Origin of the sequence: Amycolatopsis sp. NPDC059027 (genome assembly GCF_042739735.1) — a bacterium.
GTDB lineage: Bacteria > Actinomycetota > Actinomycetes > Mycobacteriales > Pseudonocardiaceae > Amycolatopsis.
This window is the reverse complement of the sequence record NZ_JBHYIK010000076.1, coordinates 7168-25085: the sequence shown is the minus strand read 5'-3', so window position 1 is coordinate 25085 and position 17918 is coordinate 7168. Positions and strand designations below refer to the sequence as shown.

Below are 17918 nucleotides of genomic sequence, written 5' to 3'. Positions count from 1 at the left end.
CACCAGGGTGCTCGGCAGTGCGCGGCCGAGCAGTTGGGGGGGGGGGCGCGCCCCCCGCCCCGCCGGCCGGGGCGGGGGCGCCCACCCCGCGCCCCTGCGCGGCGGCGGGGGGGCGGCGCCGGGGCGGGGGGGCGCCCCCGCGCCCCCCCACGGGGACTGTTCATCCGAGGGACGGAACAGCAGGCAGGTGCCTACTTCTTCTGAGCCCACTCACCGGCGTTCCACAGGACGCCGTCGTAGGACTGCATGTAGACCCGGTCGATGCCCTTCCAAGCCCACATCGACGGCGTCGCGAAGAGCGGGAGCGTCGCGTACTGGTCCGCGATCGCCTTGTCCGCCTCCTGGTAGTCCTTGACCTTCTGCTGCTCGTCGGTCGCCTTCACCGCGCGGTCGAAGGACTCGTCGATCTTCGGGTCGGCCAGGCCCTGGTAGTTCTGGTCGCCACCCTTCTCCTTGGAGATGTAGATCGTCCGCTGCTCGGCCTTGAACGGCTGAGCCGACCACCCGAACAGCGCCACGTCGTAGTCACCCGCGGCGAGACGGCCACCCTTGAGGAAGTTGGCGTCGGTCTCGTCCTTGACCTCGATACCGGCCGCCTTGGCCTGCGAGATGATGATCTCGACGGTCTGGCTGCGGCGGGCGTTCTGGTTGTGCGCGATCTTGAACGAGGCGCGGACACCGTTCTTGGCGAAGATGCCGTCCGGGCCCTTGGCCCAGCCCGCGTCGGTCAGGGTCTTGGCAGCCGCCTCCGGGCCGAGGCCCGCCTTGCTGCTGTAGAGATCCGTGTACCCGGGCTCGCCCTGGAAGAAGTTGATGCTGTTCAGCGGTTCGGCGTCGGACTGGACCGGCTTGAGCAGCTTGTCCACGATCTCCTTGCGGTTGACCGACTCCATGAACGCCTTGCGGAGGTCCTTGTCCTTGAACATCCGCTTGTAGTTCATGTCCAGGTGCTCGTAGGTGAGCTGCGGAGCCGAACCGTAGGTCACGCCCTGCGGCGCGAGGCTCTTCATCGTGCCCGCCGCGGTGGCGTCCGGCTGGGTCGACGCCGCGACGTCGATCTCACCGTTCTGCAGCGCGGTGGCCATCGCCTTGGTGTCCTCCATCGTCCGGACGACGATCTTGGCGGGACCACCCTTGGCACCGATCCACTGCGGGTTCTTCTCGAGCACCACGGACTTCTGGTTGGCGTCGAACGAGGTGATCTTGTACGGGCCCGAAGCGGGCATGATGTCCGCCTTGAAGCCCTTCCACTCGTTGGTCCAGAAGTCGCCGGCCTTCTTCAGCTGCGCCGGGTCGCCGGTCGGCTCGAGCTTGGTGATGTCCGCGATGCCGGTCTTGGCCTCGAGGATGTGCGCGGGCATGACCGCCGGGGCGTTGAAGATGCCCTTGTAGTCCAGGTACGGCGTGCTGTAGGTCGTCTCGAAGGTCAGGTTGTCCTTGCAGACGGCCTTGTCGATCAGCGAGTAGCCGTTGGTGGAGACGGCGTTGAAGGCGGCCTTGCCGTCCGGGCCCTTGGCCTTGCCGCTCTGCGACAGCCAGGCGAGGTAGAGGTCCTTGCAGTCGTACGGCGCGCCGTCAGACCACTTGACGTTCGGCTTGATCTTGTAGGTGATGACCTGCGGGTCCTTCGACGTGACCGTCCAGGAGTCGAACACGTCGTTGTTGAGCAGCACCTTGTTGTTGCCGTCGAGCTTCAGCGTGCCGGAGAGAATCGCCGTCGAGATGTAGTTGTTGTACGACGTGTTGGTGTCCGGGGTCTGGTTGTTGTAGGCAGAGTACCCGTCATCGATACCGACAGTGATCGTACCGTCCCACGCGGGAGCTTCGGCGAGCTTGAACAGGTCACCGCTTTCGGCCTTGCCGACCGCCATCTGTTTGACGTCGTTCGACGAGCCGTTCTTGTCCGTGTTGCCGGAGTCGCCACCACCGCTGCATGCCGTCAACAGCAGCGCGGATCCGGCGACCAGCGACAAGGCGGAAACTGCCTTGGACTTCCTCATGAAGTGTGCCCTCCTAGCACTGAGCCCCTGAGATCGGAACAAGGGCCCACAGCTCCGGTTGGATGGGCCGGAGCTTATGACACGCCACGCGACACTCAATTGGCGCACTGCCGGTGCACGCTAGAAAGTAAATGCACCCACAGTCACCACTTCCGGGTCGATCGTGACCAAAGGGTAACTTCCTGCTGACGGCGGGAAATACATCGGTTACCAGCTGGAATCTCCTGGACCACTCCGACGTGTTCCGGATCGTTCACCCGGAAGGGCGGAACGTTCTCGGAACGGCTACTTCGGCCCCCGCGTCCAGTTCACTGCCGACCCGAAAGGACCCACCATCGGCGGTCCGGGCGTAACACCGGAAATACCGGAACCGATGGCGAGGGTATCGGCCAGCTGGAACAACGGGACTACGACGTTCTGCCGCCACAATTCGGGTTCGAGTTGAGAAAGCGCGTCCGCGATCGGCGTCGCTCCGGTCAATGCCGCGTCAATGCGCGGTTGCAGTGCGGAATCGCAGAACCCCGCCGCGTTACCGGGAACCACCGGTTTGCTCTTGTCCGTTCCGGGTGCGGTCTGTTCCGGACGGCACCCGAACGTGGAAGCCAGCACTGACGCGGTGTCACCGCCGACGGCCTGCGGCACCACCGCGATGTCGACGCCGACGTTGCCCGCCGCGTCCGGCGTGCTCTGCTGGACCCCGCCCGCCACGGGCATCGCCAGCTGCCCGGAGAAGAGGTCCCGCGGCTGCGGAGTGACCGTCGAGACGTCGATCCCCGCGGCGACGAGCTGGCTCGACAGTTTCTTCGCGATCGTCGCGTACGGCTCCTGCTTACCGGGCGAGGCGAGCACCAGCGAGAGGTTCTTCCCGTTCTTCCGCCAGGTTCCGGCGTCCTTGCTGTATCCCGCGGACTTCAGCAGTTCCTCCGCCTTCGTGGTGTCCGGTGTGGACGGAGGCCCGGCGGGTATGGTCGCGGCGTACCCCGGCACGGACGGCGCCCGCACCTGGGCGTCGGCACGCATGGTCGCGGACGGGCCGCCCGCCGCCCCCTCGGTGATCAACGCGGAACGGTCGATGAGCGCGGCGACGCCGGCGCGGACCTTTTCGTCCGACAGCACCGGGCTGACCGGGCGCAGCAGGACGTCGGCCACCAGCGGCCGGGCGATGGTGTGCAACTGGACAGCGCTGCCGAGCGCGCCCAGCTGCTGCAGCGCCGAGCCGTCGGTCCGCGACAGGACGAATTGGTCGTTACCACTACGCAGCGCGCCGACGAGTCCCTGGGGATCGGCCCGGCGCACCACGATCCGGTCGATCGCCGAAGGCTTCTCCCAGTACCGCTCGTTGCGTTCCAGGATCACCTCGCCGCGCGCCTGGTCAAGGCTCTTGATGGAGAACGGTCCGGCGATCGCCGGGAAATTCGACGCGAGCGCGCCCTTCCAGCCGTCCGGCGCGTCCTTGAGCAGATGCGCGGGAAGCAGATCGGAAAACAGCGTCTGCCATCCGGGATAGGGCTTCGCGAAGGTGACTTCGACCCGCTTCCCGCCCTCGCGCGACTGGATGTCGGAGATCAGCCGGTAGCCCGCCGGGGCTATCACGCCCGGCTGATCACGCATCTGCTCGCGCAGGTAGGCGAAGTCCTCGGCGGCGATCGGCGCGCCGTCCGACCAGGACGCGTCGGGGCGGATTTCGTAGGCCACCACGAACGGCGACTGCGAGACCACCTGCGCCGACTTCATCAGGTTCTTGTCGAGTTCGGTGGTGCCGTCGTCCTTCTGCCGGAACACCGAGGGCAGCAGGAGCTGGGACAGCGCCGACGTGACCTCGGAGGAATCCGCGAGGTTGTGCGGGTTGTAGCCACCGGCGATGTCGTCGACGCCGACGACGATCTGCGACGGCGCCTTCGTGGCCGTCGACGAAGGAGGTGTCGGCGACGGGGTCGGCGGCGGTGGGGTACTCGAGCAGGCGGCGAGGACCACCGCCACGAGCGCCAGCAACGGCGCCGTCATGCGACTCACCCGCACGCTTCGTTCCTCCCCATTCACCGCTGGAGCACGTCATGGTGCCACGACGGCACCCAGCTCGGCACGAGATTCCCATATCCCGTCCGTGCCACCGTGACCGGATCGGGTACCGCCATCCGGTGGACGCGCCACCGCCCGTCCGGGTTCCCCCGGCCGGGGCATCGATCGGGGTACCGTGCGGGCATGGGGCTGGCCGAGATCGCCTACCGGCAGTACACCCGGCGGCTGCGGGCGGTGGTCCGCCGGGGGCCGGTGCCGGAACACATCGCGATGGTGATGGACGGGAACCGCCGCTGGGCGCGTGACCAGGGGCTCGACGACGTCAGCCTCGGCCACCGGCGGGGCTTCGAGCACGTCGTGGAGGTCCTGCGCTGGTGCGATGCCGCCGGAGTCGGGCACGTCACGCTGTTCTGGGCATCGATCGACAATCTCGCCAAGCGCGCCGCGCCCGAGGCCGCCGCGCTGATGCGGACCATCGAGCGGGTCGTGCCGGTGCTCGCCGCGACCGGCAGGCGCGTCGACCTCGCCGGGCACATCGACCTCCTCCCGGACACCACGGTGCGCGTACTGAAGGAAGCCGTCGAGGACACCCGCGGGATCACCGCGCCCACACTCACCCTCGCCGTCGGCTACGACGGCCGGGTCGAAATCGCCGACGCGGTGCGCTGCCTGCTCGAAGACGCGGCCCGCGACGGCCGGTCGTTGCCGGAGCTGGCGGCGGAGCTGACCCCGGACGCCATCGCCGCGCACCTCTACACCAGCGGGAAACCGGATCCGGACCTGGTAATCCGCACCAGTGGCGAGCAGCGGCTGTCCGGGTTCCTGACCTGGCAGGCGGCGTTCTCGCAGCTGCGGTGCATCGACGTGTACTGGCCGGGGTTCCGTGAGATCGACTTCCTGCGCGCGCTGCGGACCTACGCGGCTCGGCGGACATCGTCCACCCACTGAAAAATCGCTGGGGCGCCGGGCAGCCGGATCGTTAGCTTGGGCAAGTGTCCCGACGCCCGCTGATCCTGGCCATCGTCCTGCTCGCGACGTTCACCTTCCCTCTCACGATCACCGGTTCCTCGCTGGCGTTGCCGGACATCCGGGCGCAGCTCGGCGCCGGGCTGTCCGCGACGCAGTGGGTCGTCAACGGCTACAACGCCTGTTTCGCCGGGTTCCTGGTGTTCACCGGATCGCTCGCCGACATCCTCGGCAAGCGGCGGGTGTACGCCGCCGGGCTGACGCTGTACTGCCTCGCCAACGTGGTCAGCGCGCTCGCGCACGACATCGTGCTGCTCGACGTCGTGCGCGCGATCGGCGGCGTCGGCGCGGCCGCCGCGGTGACCGGCGGCTCGGCGATCATCGCGGAGGCCTTCCAGGGCGCGGCAAGGGGACGAGCGTTCGCGATGCTGGGCACGGTGCTCGGCGCCGGCCTCGCGTTCGGGCCGACGATCGGCGGGCTGCTCGTCCAGGCGCTCGGCTGGCGGGCGGTGTTCGGCGTGCCCGCGCTCGTGGCCGGTGTCGTACTGGCGCTGGTGCCGCTGCTCCCCCGCGGGCCCGGTGAACCCGGCCGCCGGATCGACGTCCCGGGCGCCGCGATGTTCACCTCCGCGCTGCTCCTGTTGATCTTCGCGCTGGTCGAGCTGCCGGACCTGGGCTTCGGGCATCCGGCGATCGCCGGCGCGTTCGGAGCGGCGGCCGTCCTCGCCGTGGCGTTCCCGTTCGTGGAACGACGGCGTGCGGACCCGATGTTCGAACTCGGGCTGCTGGCGAATCCGCGGTTCCTCGGCTACGCCGTCGCGGCGGGGTCGATCGTGTTCATCCTGGTGCCGCTGCTGGTGTACCTGCCCTCGTACCTGATCTCCGTGGCGGGCCTCGGTGCGGGCGAGGCCGGGGTGTGGCTGCTCATGCTGACCGGTCCGGCCGTGGTGCTGCCTTCGATCGGCGCGGCACTGGCGCGGCGGCTGCCGTCGACGGTGCTCGTGACGGGTTCGGTCGCGGTCACCGGCGTCGGCGCCTTCCTGCTCCTTGCCGTCGACGCGTCGAGCAGCCCACTGGCCTGGCTCGGCCCGCTCCTGCTCACCGGCGCCGGGATGGGCCCGTCCACCGGGCTGCTCGACGGGCTCGCGATCAGCAGCGTCCGGCCGGAACAGTCCGGGATGGCGGCCGGGATGTTCAACACCTCGCGCCTGGCGACCGAAACGGTCGCGATCGCCGTCGTCGGCGCCGTCCTCGCCGAGTTGAGCGACGGGCGGCTGGCCGGTCCGGGCTACACCAGCGCGTTGCACGTCGTGTGCCTGGGGCTGGGGATCTTCGGGCTGCTGGCGACGGGATGCGTGCTCGCGCTGTCCCGGGCCGGACGTCGCGTGGCCATGCCCGCCTGACCATCGGGGCTCCGGTGGGAGCGAGGGACCTTTGCTCACGTCCTTGAGCTTGCCAAACATTGGCTTGCCAACGAGCGTTAGCAAAGGTCCCTTGCTCCTCTTCGCGCGAAACCGGGGGCGGGGCGGGCGGGGTTCTTGCCAAAGTGGACGGGTGACCACCACTCGCAGGCGGGGAGGCCTGCTCCGGCAGCACGACTTCCGGCGGCTCTGGCTCGCCGACGGGTTCAGCCAGTTCGGCGACCGTGTCTCGTTCATGGCGGTGCCGCTGCTCGCGGCGACCACGCTGCACGCGTCGGCGTTCGAGGTGTCGCTGCTGCGGACTGTGCAGACCGCCGCCTATCTCGTGCTCGGGCTCCAGGTCGGCGCGTGGTGTGACCGGCTGCGCTGCCGCCCGGTGCTGCTGATCGCCGATCTCGGGCAGGCGACGGTGTTCGCGTCGGTGCCCATCGCGGCGATGTTCGGGGTGCTCAGCCTCGCCCAGCTGTACGTCGTCGTCGCGATCGCCGGGGTGCTGTCCGTGTTCTTCACCGTCGCGCACCAGACCTACCTGCCGCGGCTCGTCGCTCGCGACGACCTGACCGAGGGCAATGCCCGGCTTCAGGCGAACCTGTCGGTCGCGGCGGTTTCCGCGCCGACGGCGTCGGGATTCCTCCTGCAGTACCTCGGCGGCCCGGCCGCGCTGGGGGTCGACGCGCTGAGCTTCCTGTGGTCCGCAGGATGGCTGAGCCGAATCCGGACGCGGGAGCCGAAACCCGAACGACCCGAACGTGTGCCGATGCGCCGCGAGATCGCCGAGGGCATCACCTACATCGTCCGGCGCCCGGACCTGCGCGCGTTCGCCGGGTCCTATGCGCAGACGAGCCTGTTCCAGGCACCACAGCTCGCGCTCGGCACCTTGTTCCTGCTGCGGGAAATCCACCTGTCCCCCGGCGCGATCGGGCTGGTCGGCACGATCGGCCTGACCGGCGCGCTCACCGGCGCCGCGACCGCGCGCAGACTCGGCGACAGGTTCGGGAACGGCCGCATGCTCTGGGTGTCCGGCCTGCTGTTCGGACTGGGCACCACGCTCGCGCCGCTCACCCAGCCCGGTTGGCTCATCGCGCTGTACACGCTCGGCGGATTCCTCAACGCGTACAGCATCACGGTCATGAGCATCCTGATGGTCAGCCACACGCAGGTGTCGACGCCACCGGAACTCCGCGGGCGCGTCACGGCGACGATGCGGTTCCTGGTGTTCGGCATCGCCCCGATCGGCGCCGCGCTCACCGGCGTGCTCGGGGAAACGCTCGGGCTGCGCACGACGCTGTGGATCGGCGCGGCCGGAATCGTACTCGCGGCGCTGTGGCTCTGGCCGGTGCGCCGCGGCGACTTCCCGACGGGGCTGAAATGCCGTTAAGGCCACCTTACGGGCGCCAGACGCCCGTAAGGTGGCTTTAACGGCATGTGTGTCCTTTGTGGAATCAGCCGTTGTCGCGGCTCTTCGCGCGCGAACGCTCCTTCGCGCGCGTCGCGATGTCGAGCGTGACCTTGCGGACGCGGACGACCTCCGGCGCGACCTCGACGCATTCGTCGGCCGCGCAGAACTCCAGCGCCTCCTCCAGGCCCAGCTTCCGCGGCCGGGCGAGACGCTCGAGCTCGTCACCGGTGGACGAGCGCATGTTGGTGAGCTTCTTTTCCTTGGTGATGTTGATGTCGAGGTCCTCGAAGCGCGGGTTCTCGCCCACGACCATGCCCTCGTACACCTCGGCGCCCGGCTCGACGAAGAACGTGCCGCGGTCGGCCAGCTGGATCATCGCGTACGCGGTGATCGGGCCGGAGCGGTCGGCGACCAGGGAACCACTGTGCCGCGTGCGGATCTCGCCCGCCCACGGGAAGTAGCCCTCGAACACGTGGTTCGCGATACCGGTACCGCGGGTCTCGGTGAGGAAGTCGGTGCGGAAGCCGATCAGGCCACGCGAGGGCAGCACGTACACCAGCTTGATCCGGCCGGTGCCGTTGCCGCTCATGTCCTCCATGCGGCCCTTGCGGGACGCGAGCAGCTGCGTGATCGAGCCGAGGTGCTCCTCGGGCGAGTCGATGTAGAGACGCTCGAACGGCTCGTGCAGCTTGCCGTCGATCGTGCGCAGCACCACCTGCGGCTTGCCGACGGTCAGTTCGAAACCCTCGCGGCGCATCTGCTCGACCAGGATGGCCAGCGCCAGCTCGCCGCGGCCCTGCACCTCCCAGGTGTCGGGGCGTTCGGTGGGCAGCACGCGGATCGAGACGTTACCGATCAGCTCGGCGTCCAGCCGGGCCTTGACCAGCCGCGCGGTGACCTTGTCGCCGCCGTTGCGCCCGGCCAGCGGCGAGGTGTTGACGCCGATGGTCATCGAGATGGCCGGCTCGTCGACGGTGATCCGGGGCAGCGCCACCGGCTCCTCGACGTCGGCCAGGGTGTCGCCGATGGTGATGTCCGGGATACCGGCGATCGCGACCAGGTCACCCGCGGTGGCCTCGGTCGCCGGGACGCGGGTGAGCGCCTCGGTGACCAGCAGCTCGGAGATGCGGACGTTCTGCACCGAACCGTCCTCGCGCATCCACGCCACGGTCTGGCCCTTGCGCAGCTTGCCCGCGTGGATGCGGATGAGCGCGATCCGGCCGAGGAAGTTCGACGCGTCGAGGTTGGTGACCAGCGCCTGCAGCGGGGCGTCAGGGTCCGCGACGGGTGGCGGTACGTGCCGGAGCAGGGTGTCGAACAGCGGGTCGAGGCTCTCGCTCTCGGGCAGCGCGCCGTCGGCGGGCTGCTCCAGGCTGGCCTTGCCGGCGCGGGCGGAGGCGTAGACGACCGGGAGGTCGAGGACCGCGTCGAGGTCGGCGTCCTCGATGTCGCCCGCGAGGTCGAGCAGCAGGTCGTGGGTTTCCTCGACGACCTCGGAGATTCGCGCGTCCGGCCGGTCGACCTTGTTGACCACCAGGATGACCGGCAGTCCGGCCTCCAGGGTCTTGCGCAGCACGAAGCGGGTCTGCGGGAGCGGGCCTTCGCTCGCGTCCACGAGCAGCACCACGCCGTCGACCATGGACAGCCCGCGCTCGACCTCGCCGCCGAAGTCGGCGTGGCCCGGGGTGTCGATCACGTTGATGGTGACCTGGCCGTCCGGAGTCTGCCGGTGGATCGAGGTGTTCTTCGCGAGGATGGTGATGCCCTTTTCCCGCTCCAGCTCGCCGGAGTCCATCACGCGATCGACCACCTCGGCCCGTTCGGCGAACGCGCCGGACTGGCGGAGCATGGCGTCGACCAGCGTGGTCTTGCCGTGGTCGACGTGTGCGACGATGGCGACGTTGCGCAGGTCGGGCCGGGTCTTACCGGTCGACTGGCCGGCTTCGACCGCCGTGGCGCTGGCTGCGGGCACGCGAGGACTCCTGAACTATGAAGATCGGTGGGTGTCCGCGACGCCGGGATGCCGTGCTTCTAGCCACTGCGGCCAACTCTGGCCACACGCGGACCCCACAAGGATACCTGCTACCAAACTGTGAGGAGCCCCACGCCCCATAATCGGTAAGCCTCACCTAACCTGAGAGGCCAACGGCGGACGTCGCCGGTGAGGAGCAACCGTGGGCAAGAAGCAGCTGGACGACCCGAAGGCGGTCGTGCGCAAGCTGATGAAGGCCGGCAAGGTCAAGAAGAAGTGCTGCCGGTCGAAGTCACGCTGCAAGAAGTGCCCGGTGCTGGCGCTGAAGAAGGCCAAGACGCAGCTGGCGAAGGCCGCCTGACCTCGTCAGGAGGGCAACCCCCGGCACGAGCTGCCCGTTCCTGCCTCGTCAGTGCGTAGTGTCAGTGAACTACGGCCTCGTTGATCAACCGGAGTTCGGGCGCGGTCTTCGTCGGCGAGAACTCGATCACTTCGTACTTGGCGAGATGCTTCACGGAGAACGGGTCGGTGGCCAGGATGGCGTCCAGCTTCCCGCGATCCATCGGACGCGTGATGATCACGCCGCCGCTGCGGGGATTTCGCCTGCCGGACGCCAGGAAATGTCCGTGCTCGTACTGTTTGTTCAACCATTCGACATGGTCGGGGAGCACGTAGTCGATTTCTTCGATGGGTGCGGTGTAGTTCAGCAGCACGACATACATGGCTATGAAGGTAACTCCGCCCGGCGCCCTGAGCACCGGCGCGCGCCGGGTCGATGCGAAGTGTTGACGGCGCTTGACCGTATCGAGTGATATGCGGTGTTCGCACGGTTTCCGCTGCTGCGCGGCACCCGCTAGACTGGGCGCATGCGCACGTCGAACGTTCAGTGGTGGCCGCCCTCCGGCGGCTCCGACGTTCTGCGTTAACACGCGAAGAGGCCGCCCCGGCGGGTGGCCTTCGCGCTGTGCGGGGGACTTCCCTCGGGGCCCAACCCTGGGAAGGAAGGCACATGATCAAGCTGTCCGGCATCACGCCGTCGGGACACGTCCAGCTCGGCAACCACCTCGGAGCCCTGCGGCGGTGGGCGGCCGACGGCGGGCCGGACGACCTGTACTTCGTGTCCGACCTGCACGCTATGACGACCACCCACAACCCGGCGAAGCTCCGCGCGCTGGCGACCGAGCAGCTGGCCGTGCTGATCGCCACCGGCATCGAGCCGGAGCGGACGTTCGTCCAGTCCGATCTCGCCCGCGAACTGGGCGCGCTCACCTGGATCCTGGAGTGCACCTGCTCCTACGGCGAGGCCGCGCGGATGATCCAGTTCAAGGAGAAGTCCAAGGGCCAGGCCGGGGTACGGCTCTCGCTACTGACGTACCCGGTGCTGATGGCCGCGGACATCCTGCTGCAGGGCGCCGATCAGGTACCGGTCGGCGAAGACCAGCGTCAGCACGTCGAACTGGCGCGGGCGCTGGCGAAGCGGTTCAACGGCACCTACGGCGACGTGTTCACCATGCCGGAGGCGGTACTGCCGCCCGCGGGCGCGCGGGTGAAGGACCTGGCCGAGCCGACACGGAAGATGTCGAAGTCGACCCGGGACTCGGCGGGCGTGGTGTTCGTGCTGGACGAACCGGACCAGATCCGACGCAAGTTCCGGCGCGCCGTCACCGATGGCGGCTCGGTACCGGCGTACGAGCCGGACACCCGGCCGGGCATCGCGAACCTGCTGGACATCCTGGCCGCGTGCTCGGGAGGCGACGCCGCTTCGCTGGCAGCGGACTACCCGTCGTACGGGGCGTTGAAAGACGCCGTCGCGGACGCGGTGATCGAGGAACTGCGGCCGGTCCGGGAACGCACCCAGGCCCTGCTCGACGACGTCGCCGAGCTGGACCGCATCCGCAAGGCCGGGGCGGACCGGGCCGCCGAGCGGGGCGCGCACCGGCTGTCCTCGGCGCTGCGGCTGTTCGGCGCGGGCTGAAGAGGTTCGTGGCGGCGGTCCGTGGGGGACTCTGGGTCCCTCGATACGCCCCCCACGGACCTGCGCGACTGTCCTGAGCTGCGGAAAGAGAGCAAGGGACCTTTGCTAACGTTGGTTAGCCAGCCAATGGTTAGCTTGCCAACGGACGTTAGCAAAGGTCCCTCGCTCCTCTCCGGCGTTAGCAAAGGTCCCTCGCTCCCGCCACGCGACGACCCGAGCAGCCGTCCAGGTGCCGAGGGACGCCTTCGGTGCGTTCGATGCACCGAAGGCGTCCCTCGGTGCGGCCAGTGCACCCAGGGCGTCCCTCGGCACATCCCGCCCGCGAGCCCTCAGGAGCCACCGAGCAGAGCACGCAAGGCGGGCAGCAGCACCCGGTCCGCGGGCAGCCAGTCCAGATCGTCGAGATCCTCGACCCCCAGCCAGCGCACCGCCGAGTGCTCCACCGCGCGCGGCTCGTCCCCGGACGACACCAGCTTGGCCGCGTAGATCCGCAACACCTTCGCGGAGCCCAGCGGGACATCACCACCGACCCGCTCCCCGACGGACACCGCCACGTCCAGCTCTTCGAGGCATTCGCGCGCCAGAGCGTCCACATCGGACTCACCGGGTTCGACGCGCCCGCCGGGCAGCTCCCACTGGCCCGCGTGCCGCTCGGGCCAGGCCCGCTGCTGGGCGAGCAGCTTCCCGGCACGCACCAGGGCCGCCCCGACAATCACGTCCGTCATGCGATCGACTCGCTCCGCGAGACAGCGTCGAATCCTCTTCGGCGCATGACATCCATGATTCGCTCGCAAGCATCGCTCATGCGATCGACTCGCTCCGCGAGACAGCGTCGAATCCTCTTCGGCGCATGACATCCATGATTCGCTCGCAAGCATCGCTCATGAACAGAACCTACTGGGCCATCCGCCAGGTCACCTGGAACCGGGCACCGCCGTCGGGCGACTCCCCCACCCGCACCGTGCCGCCGCGCCGCCGCACCGTCTCGGCGACCATCGCCAGCCCCAGGCCGGTGCCGCCGGAGGAGCGCGCGCGGTCGTCGGAGACCCGGTAGAACCGGTCGAACACCTTCGCGCGGTGTTCCGGCGCGATCCCCGGCCCGTCGTCGTCGACCACGACCCGCACACTCGAACGCGTCACCAGCACCGACACCACGATCATGCCCCGCGCGTACCGGCAGGCGTTGCGCAGCAGGTTGTCCAGCACGACCTCGACCTCGGCGTGTGCCGTCCACGCCCAGGCCTGCGCGACGGCGCTGCTGACCCGCGTTTCGGGGGCTCCGGCGGGCAACCGCCCGACCGCCGCCCGCACCTCGCTCACCAGCTCCACCGGCTCGCCGGGCGGAATTTCCCCGGCGTCCGAACGTGCGAGGGTGAGCAGGCCGTCGAGCAGGGCGGACAGCCGTTCGGCCTCGGTGAGGATGTCCGAAAGCGTCTCCTGTGCCAGTTCGGGATCCGGGTTCGTCACGGCCACCTCGGCCTGCACCCGGATCGACGCGACAGGCGAGCGCAGCTCGTGCGCGGCGTCGCCGGTGAACCGTCGCAGCCGCTCCTTCGCCTGTTCCTGACGCACGAGCAGCGCGTTGAACTCCTCGGCGAGCGCCCGCAGCTCGTCGTGCGAGTCCGGCAGCGGCAGCCGCGCGCCCGGCGGCAGCGAACGCACCGAACCCCGCATCCGCGCCACCGGCCGCAGCGCCATCCGCACCACCAGCCAGGTCGCGAGCCCCGCGACGAGCGCCCCCACCGACGCGACGACGACCAGCCACACGCCGCCGTAGTGCACGGCCGCGGTGAACCCGACCAGCCCGGCCCCGGCGGCGACCAGCCGCTGACTTCCGTCCGGCGCGCTGACCACCGTCCCCAGCCAGCGGACGCCATCGGTCTGCACCGGCTGTCCCGCCTTGAGCAGGCTGACCTGCTCCGCGCCGAGACCGGACGGCGGCTGGCCGTCCACCGGAGTCCCCGCGATGTCGAGCACCCGCACGGTGACCGGCGAAGCGCCGGTGAGCGGCCGTCCCGCGGCGACTTCGGCGGTCGCCGGGCCCAGCGCTCTCTTGAGCGCCCCATCGACGGAATCGACGAGCAGCGGTTCTAGCTTGTTCGCGGCGAGCGCGGCGAGACCGAGCAGGCAGCCCAGCGTGATCGCGGTGGCCAGCAGGGTGATGCGGACCTGCAGTGACCGGCCGCGCCACCAGGACGGCGACCCGATCACCCCTGGCCCGCCGGCGTGATGACTTCGTCGAGCTTCTCGTCGGAGGCCAGATAGCCGTGCCCTCGCACGGTGCGCAGCAGGGCGCCGGCACCCGCCGATTCGAGCTTGCGCCGCACGTAGCCGACGTACACCTCGACGAGGTTGCGGGTCACGGCCTGCTCCTCACCCCAGACCGCGCGCAGCAGCTCGTCCTTGGTCACCACCGTGCCCGCACGCCCGACCAGGACCTCGAGCAGCGCGAACTCGCGCGGGCTGAGCGGGATCTCCGTGCCGTTCCAGCGGACCTGGCGCAGCCCGCGATCGATTTCGAGCGCGCCCAGCCGCAGCGCGCCTCTGGTGGCCTCCGGCCCCGCCCGGCGCAGCACCGCGCGGACCTGCGCGACCAGCACGACGAACGAGAACGGCTTGACCAGGTAGCCGTCGGCACCGAGGTCGAGCCCGTCGGCCTGGTCGACCTCGCCGTCCTTGGCCGAGATCATCAGCACCGGCGTCGCGATCCCTTCACCGCGCAGCCGTTCGAGGACCCGGTAGCCGGACAGTCCGGGCAGCATGATGTCGAGCAGCACGACGTCGAACGAGCCCGTCCGCGCCAGCTGCAGCCCGCTGGGGCCGTCCGCCGCAGTGACGACGTCCATCCCCTCCGCGCGCAGCCCGCGCTGCAGTGCCTTGCGCACGCCCAGCTCGTCGTCGACCACCAGCACCCGAGGTTTCACAGCACTCATCATTCCCGGTTCGTCCGGATCACGGGTGACCTCTCAGCGCCATCTCAGCCTGAAGAGGGGACCTTCAGGGATATCTCAGTCTCGGGCGGGAAGTGTCGTCGCTGGGAGCCGGGCAACACTGGAGCTCGGGATAACAGGGAGAGACGCATGGATCCGAAGAAGAAGGCCATCACCGCGGCCGTCGTCGGCACCGCGCTCGGTGTCGGCGGGCTCGTCTTCGCCGCGATGCCCGCGAGCGCCGGGGACGCCCCCGCGCTGCCGCCGGTCAACGCCGACGACCTCGTGCAGTCCGCGGTGACCGCCAAGCACGAGGCGTTCGACGGCACGCTCAAGATGACCAACAACCTGGGGCTGCCCGCGGTCGGGAACGCGCTGCCGGGGGTCGGCACGCTCAACGCCGACTCCGCGCACGTGTTCACCGACGGCAACGGCAAGAGCAAGGTGTCGATCACCCGCGGTGCCACGCAGGAGACGATCGTCCACGACGGCGCGACGGTCTGGGACTACAGCTCCAAGAACAACAGCGTCACCAAGACGACGATCCCGGCCGAGGCGCTCGACAAGGCCAAGGCCCACGAGAACGGTCAGGTGACCGACCCGAGCACCGCCGCCTCGCAGCTGCTGGCGAAGGTGCGCGAGTCCAGCAACGTCGCGGTCAACGGCACCGCCACGGTGGCGAACCGGCCGGCCTACGAGCTGGTACTGACGCCGAAGCCGACCGAACGCACGCTGCTGCGCGAAATCCGCGTCGCGGTGGACTCGCAGACCCGGATGCCGCTGCGGCTTTCGGTGCTCAGCAACGGCACGGCCACGCCGGCGCTGGAGATCGCGTTCAACGACATCAAGTTCGCCCCTCAGGCGGCGGACCTGTTCACCTTCACCCCGCCGCCGGGCGCGAAGGTGACCGAGAAGCAGCCGAAGATCGACGACAAGACCCGCGCCGAGGCCGAGAAGTTCGCCGACGGCACCAAGGTCGTCGGCGACGGCTGGGACACCGTCATCACCGGCAAGCTGCCCGCGGACGCGCTGAACTTCAAGGCGCAGCAGGGCCAGGAGAAGCAGGGCCACGAGGGCCGCAACGGGGACCCGAGGGCGCTGCTCGACCGGTTCGCCAAGAAGGTCAGCGGCCCGTGGGGCAGCGGCTACCTGGTCACCACGAAGGTGGGCACCGGCGTGCTGACCGACGATGGCCGCTTCGCCGCCGGTGCGGTGCCGGAGCAGGTCCTGTACGAAGCGCTGGGCGCGAAGTGACCAGCACGGTCGAAGCCGGGGCGGCTGTCTCGAACGAGGCAGCCGCCCCGGCGGTTCCGCTGGCGGCACGCACGCGGGGGCTGCGCAAGGTGTACCGGGGGACGGTCGCGGTGGACCACGTCGACCTCGACGTCCCGGAGGGGGCCGTGCTGGGCATGCTCGGGCCGAACGGCTCGGGCAAGACCACCACGATCCGGATGCTGCTGGGCCTGGTCCGTCCCACCGAGGGCGAGGTCGAACTGCTCGGCAGGCCGATGCCGGACGACGCCGCGCACGCGCTGCCCGACGTCGGCGCGCTGGTCGAGGGGCCGGGCTTCCACCCGTTCCTGTCGGGCCGGGACAACCTGCTGCGCTTCGCCGCCGCGGAACCGCGGCTCGCGTCGGCGGGCATCCCGGCGGCCGTGGACTCGGCGCTGGAGCGCGTCGGGCTCACCGACGCCGCCCGACGCCGGTACAAGGGTTACTCGCTCGGCATGAAGCAGCGGCTGGGGCTGGCGAGCGTGCTGCTCGTGCCGCGGCGGATGGTGGTGCTGGACGAACCGACCAACGGCCTCGACCCGGCGGGTACCAGGGAGATCCGCCGGATCATCGCCGAGCTGCACGCGGACGGCGTCACCGTGCTGGTCTCGTCGCATCTGCTGGCCGAGGTCGAGGCGACCTGCACCCACGTCGCGGTGCTCCAGTCCGGGAACGTGGTCGCCCAGGGCGAGCTGGCGGACCTGCTGGAGTCCGGCAACGCGGCGCTGCTGGTGCGGACGCCGGACGCCGAAAAGGCGATGGAAACGTTGCGGGAGAACAGGATCGGCGCCCGGCTCACCCCGGACGGGGTCCGCGCGGACCTCACCGCGACGCCGGCCCCGAAGGTGCTCGAAGTACTCGTCGGCGCCGGAGTCGCCGTGCACGAGGCGACCCGGGCGCGGACCGGGCTGGAAGACCTGTTCGCGCGCCTGACCCAGGCCGATTCGTCCACAATGGACGACGCGGCCACCGAGGGGGAATCATGACGCAGGCTCTCGCGGCGCCGGTGGCGGTGTCCCGCACGGGGCACGACACCATGCCGCTGTTCAGGCTCGTCCGCGCCGAACTGCGCTGGATCTTCCGCCGTCCGCGCACGCTGGCCGTGCTCGGGCTGCTCGCGCTGGTCCCCGTCGTGATCGGCATCGGGCTGACGTTCGTTTCGCAGAACGACGCGGCGGACGGTCCGCCGGACAACAGCGGAGGCGCGCTGCTCGCCTCCGCCGTCAACAACGCGTTCATCCTGCCGATCGCCGCGCTGACCATGACGCTGACGCTGCTGCTCCCGCTGGCGACCGCGATGGCGGGCGCCGACGCGGTGGCGGGCGAGGCCGCGCACGGCACCCTGCGTGGCTGGCTGATCGCCCCGGTGAGCCGGGGCAGGCTGCTGGCGGTCAAGGCGTTCGGCGTCGCGACCGTGTCGGTGGTTTCGGTGCTGGCGATGGTGATCACCGGCATGGCCACCGGCCTCGTCATCAACGGCGGCGGTTCGTTGTTCACGCTGTCCGGGAGCACGCTTTCCCTCGGCGGGGCGCTGCTGCGGATCCTGCTCGTGGCGGGCTGGATCGTGCTGCAGCTGTGGGCCGTCGGCGCCGTGGCGCTGGCGATCTCGACCTGGACCGAACATCCGATGCTCGTGGTCGCGACGGTGCTCGCCACCGACATCGTGTTCACGATCCTCGGGTTCCTGTCCTCGCTGAAGTGGCTGCACCCGTTCCTGCTGACGCGGAACTGGTCGATCGCGCCCGCCGGGGTGCTCACCGACCCGATCGGCACGTCGATGCTCGGCGAGGGCGCGCTGCGCGCCGCGTGCTACATCGTGATCGGCCTGTCGCTCGCCTATGCCCGACTGTCCACACGGGACGGCTGATCGGTTTGTCTTTGGTGTGACCGGGGGTTGGTGCGGGTTTTTGACAAAAATGGTGTCAGAGTTACAGCAATTTTGGGTGAAAGAGCGACACGGGGGT

General features: G+C 69.6%; 15 protein-coding genes. 8 read left to right on the top strand and 7 right to left on the bottom strand.

The features are described 5' to 3' along the window. Positions 1-191: 191 nt before the first annotated feature. Together ACFWY9_RS37110 and ACFWY9_RS37105 are read right to left on the bottom strand one after the other, a co-directional pair. Positions 192-2000 (bottom strand): ABC transporter family substrate-binding protein, encoded by a 1809-nt coding sequence (locus tag ACFWY9_RS37110; RefSeq protein WP_378329334.1) that lies wholly within the window; start codon positions 1998-2000, stop codon positions 192-194. Positions 2001-2285: 285 nt separating this feature from the next. Then, the gene (locus ACFWY9_RS37105) at positions 2286-4004 is read right to left on the bottom strand and encodes an ABC transporter family substrate-binding protein (protein ID WP_378329363.1); all 1719 of its coding nucleotides are present in this window, start codon (positions 4002-4004) and stop codon (positions 2286-2288) included. A gap of 198 nt (positions 4005-4202) precedes the next feature. Here ACFWY9_RS37105 and uppS point away from each other — a divergent pair, with 198 nt between their 5' ends. From uppS to ACFWY9_RS37090, 3 genes are all read left to right on the top strand, one after another. Next, positions 4203-4967 (top strand): polyprenyl diphosphate synthase, encoded by a 765-nt coding sequence (uppS, locus tag ACFWY9_RS37100; protein WP_378329335.1) that lies wholly within the window; start codon positions 4203-4205, stop codon positions 4965-4967. A 44-nt stretch (positions 4968-5011) separates the two neighbouring features. Then, entirely contained in the window at positions 5012-6388 is a 1377-nt protein-coding gene (locus ACFWY9_RS37095; RefSeq protein ID WP_378341093.1) for an MFS transporter, read from the top strand. A 151-nt stretch (positions 6389-6539) separates the two neighbouring features. Then, positions 6540-7784, top strand: coding sequence for an MFS transporter (locus ACFWY9_RS37090; RefSeq protein ID WP_378341092.1), 1245 nt, complete (start codon positions 6540-6542; stop codon positions 7782-7784). Between the two features lie 64 nt (positions 7785-7848). Here the strand turns inward: ACFWY9_RS37090 and typA are convergent, their stop codons facing one another. Continuing rightward, a complete protein-coding gene (typA, locus tag ACFWY9_RS37085; protein ID WP_378329338.1) occupies positions 7849-9777 on the bottom strand; it encodes a translational GTPase TypA in 1929 nt (642 codons plus the stop codon). A gap of 202 nt (positions 9778-9979) precedes the next feature. Here typA and ACFWY9_RS37080 point away from each other — a divergent pair, with 202 nt between their 5' ends. After that, on the top strand, positions 9980-10138 hold the full coding sequence (locus ACFWY9_RS37080) for a hypothetical protein (protein WP_378329339.1): 159 nt from the start codon (positions 9980-9982) through the stop codon (positions 10136-10138). Between the two features lie 61 nt (positions 10139-10199). Here the strand turns inward: ACFWY9_RS37080 and ACFWY9_RS37075 are convergent, their stop codons facing one another. Then, complete coding sequence (locus ACFWY9_RS37075; protein WP_378329340.1) at positions 10200-10499, bottom strand: YciI family protein; 300 nt, start codon at positions 10497-10499, stop codon at positions 10200-10202. A gap of 287 nt (positions 10500-10786) precedes the next feature. Between ACFWY9_RS37075 and trpS the strand changes: the two genes are divergently transcribed. Beyond that, on the top strand, positions 10787-11752 hold the full coding sequence (gene trpS / locus ACFWY9_RS37070; protein ID WP_378341091.1) for a tryptophan--tRNA ligase: 966 nt from the start codon (positions 10787-10789) through the stop codon (positions 11750-11752). Positions 11753-12081: 329 nt separating this feature from the next. On the opposite strand, the gene ACFWY9_RS37065 is transcribed toward trpS, so the two are convergent. From ACFWY9_RS37065 to ACFWY9_RS37055, 3 genes are all read right to left on the bottom strand, one after another. After that, positions 12082-12477, bottom strand: coding sequence for a (deoxy)nucleoside triphosphate pyrophosphohydrolase (locus tag ACFWY9_RS37065; RefSeq protein WP_378341090.1), 396 nt, complete (start codon positions 12475-12477; stop codon positions 12082-12084). Positions 12478-12646: 169 nt separating this feature from the next. After that, complete coding sequence (locus ACFWY9_RS37060) at positions 12647-13963, bottom strand: sensor histidine kinase (RefSeq protein WP_378329343.1); 1317 nt, start codon at positions 13961-13963, stop codon at positions 12647-12649. Continuing rightward, complete coding sequence (locus tag ACFWY9_RS37055) at positions 13960-14688, bottom strand: response regulator transcription factor (RefSeq protein ID WP_378329344.1); 729 nt, start codon at positions 14686-14688, stop codon at positions 13960-13962. Before ACFWY9_RS37055 ends, ACFWY9_RS37060 begins: the two co-directional genes overlap by 4 nt. 144 nt (positions 14689-14832) lie before the next feature. On the opposite strand from ACFWY9_RS37055, the gene ACFWY9_RS37050 reads away from it, so the two are divergent. Genes ACFWY9_RS37050 through ACFWY9_RS37040 form a run of 3 tightly spaced genes read left to right on the top strand, consistent with a single transcriptional unit; the run spans position 14833 to position 17821 of the window. Then, positions 14833-15936 carry an outer membrane lipoprotein carrier protein LolA gene (locus tag ACFWY9_RS37050; protein ID WP_378341089.1) on the top strand — a complete coding sequence of 368 codons (1104 nt, stop codon included), beginning with the start codon at positions 14833-14835 and terminating at the stop codon, positions 15934-15936. Next, positions 15933-16940 carry an ABC transporter ATP-binding protein gene (locus ACFWY9_RS37045; protein WP_378341088.1) on the top strand — a complete coding sequence of 336 codons (1008 nt, stop codon included), beginning with the start codon at positions 15933-15935 and terminating at the stop codon, positions 16938-16940. Before ACFWY9_RS37050 ends, ACFWY9_RS37045 begins: the two co-directional genes overlap by 4 nt. After that, the gene (locus tag ACFWY9_RS37040) at positions 16937-17821 is read left to right on the top strand and encodes an ABC transporter permease (RefSeq protein ID WP_378341087.1); all 885 of its coding nucleotides are present in this window, start codon (positions 16937-16939) and stop codon (positions 17819-17821) included. The genes ACFWY9_RS37045 and ACFWY9_RS37040 overlap by 4 nt, the downstream gene beginning before the upstream one ends. Positions 17822-17918 lie beyond the last annotated feature (97 nt).

What these genes read in the sequence shown, in the direction of transcription:
- ACFWY9_RS37110 (WP_378329334.1), bottom strand. Translation starts at nt 2,000, where the DNA reads ATGAGGAAGTCCAAGGCAGTTTCCGCCTTGTCGCTGGTCGCCGGATCC.
- ACFWY9_RS37105 (WP_378329363.1), bottom strand. Translation starts at nt 4,004, where the DNA reads ATGACGGCGCCGTTGCTGGCGCTCGTGGCGGTGGTCCTCGCCGCCTGC.
- uppS (WP_378329335.1), top strand. Translation starts at nt 4,203, where the DNA reads ATGGGGCTGGCCGAGATCGCCTACCGGCAGTACACCCGGCGGCTGCGG.
- ACFWY9_RS37075 (WP_378329340.1), bottom strand. Translation starts at nt 10,499, where the DNA reads ATGTATGTCGTGCTGCTGAACTACACCGCACCCATCGAAGAAATCGAC.
- trpS (WP_378341091.1), top strand. Translation starts at nt 10,787, where the DNA reads ATGATCAAGCTGTCCGGCATCACGCCGTCGGGACACGTCCAGCTCGGC.
- ACFWY9_RS37065 (WP_378341090.1), bottom strand. Translation starts at nt 12,477, where the DNA reads ATGACGGACGTGATTGTCGGGGCGGCCCTGGTGCGTGCCGGGAAGCTG.
- ACFWY9_RS37055 (WP_378329344.1), bottom strand. Translation starts at nt 14,688, where the DNA reads ATGATGAGTGCTGTGAAACCTCGGGTGCTGGTGGTCGACGACGAGCTG.
- ACFWY9_RS37050 (WP_378341089.1), top strand. Translation starts at nt 14,833, where the DNA reads ATGGATCCGAAGAAGAAGGCCATCACCGCGGCCGTCGTCGGCACCGCG.
- ACFWY9_RS37040 (WP_378341087.1), top strand. Translation starts at nt 16,937, where the DNA reads ATGACGCAGGCTCTCGCGGCGCCGGTGGCGGTGTCCCGCACGGGGCAC.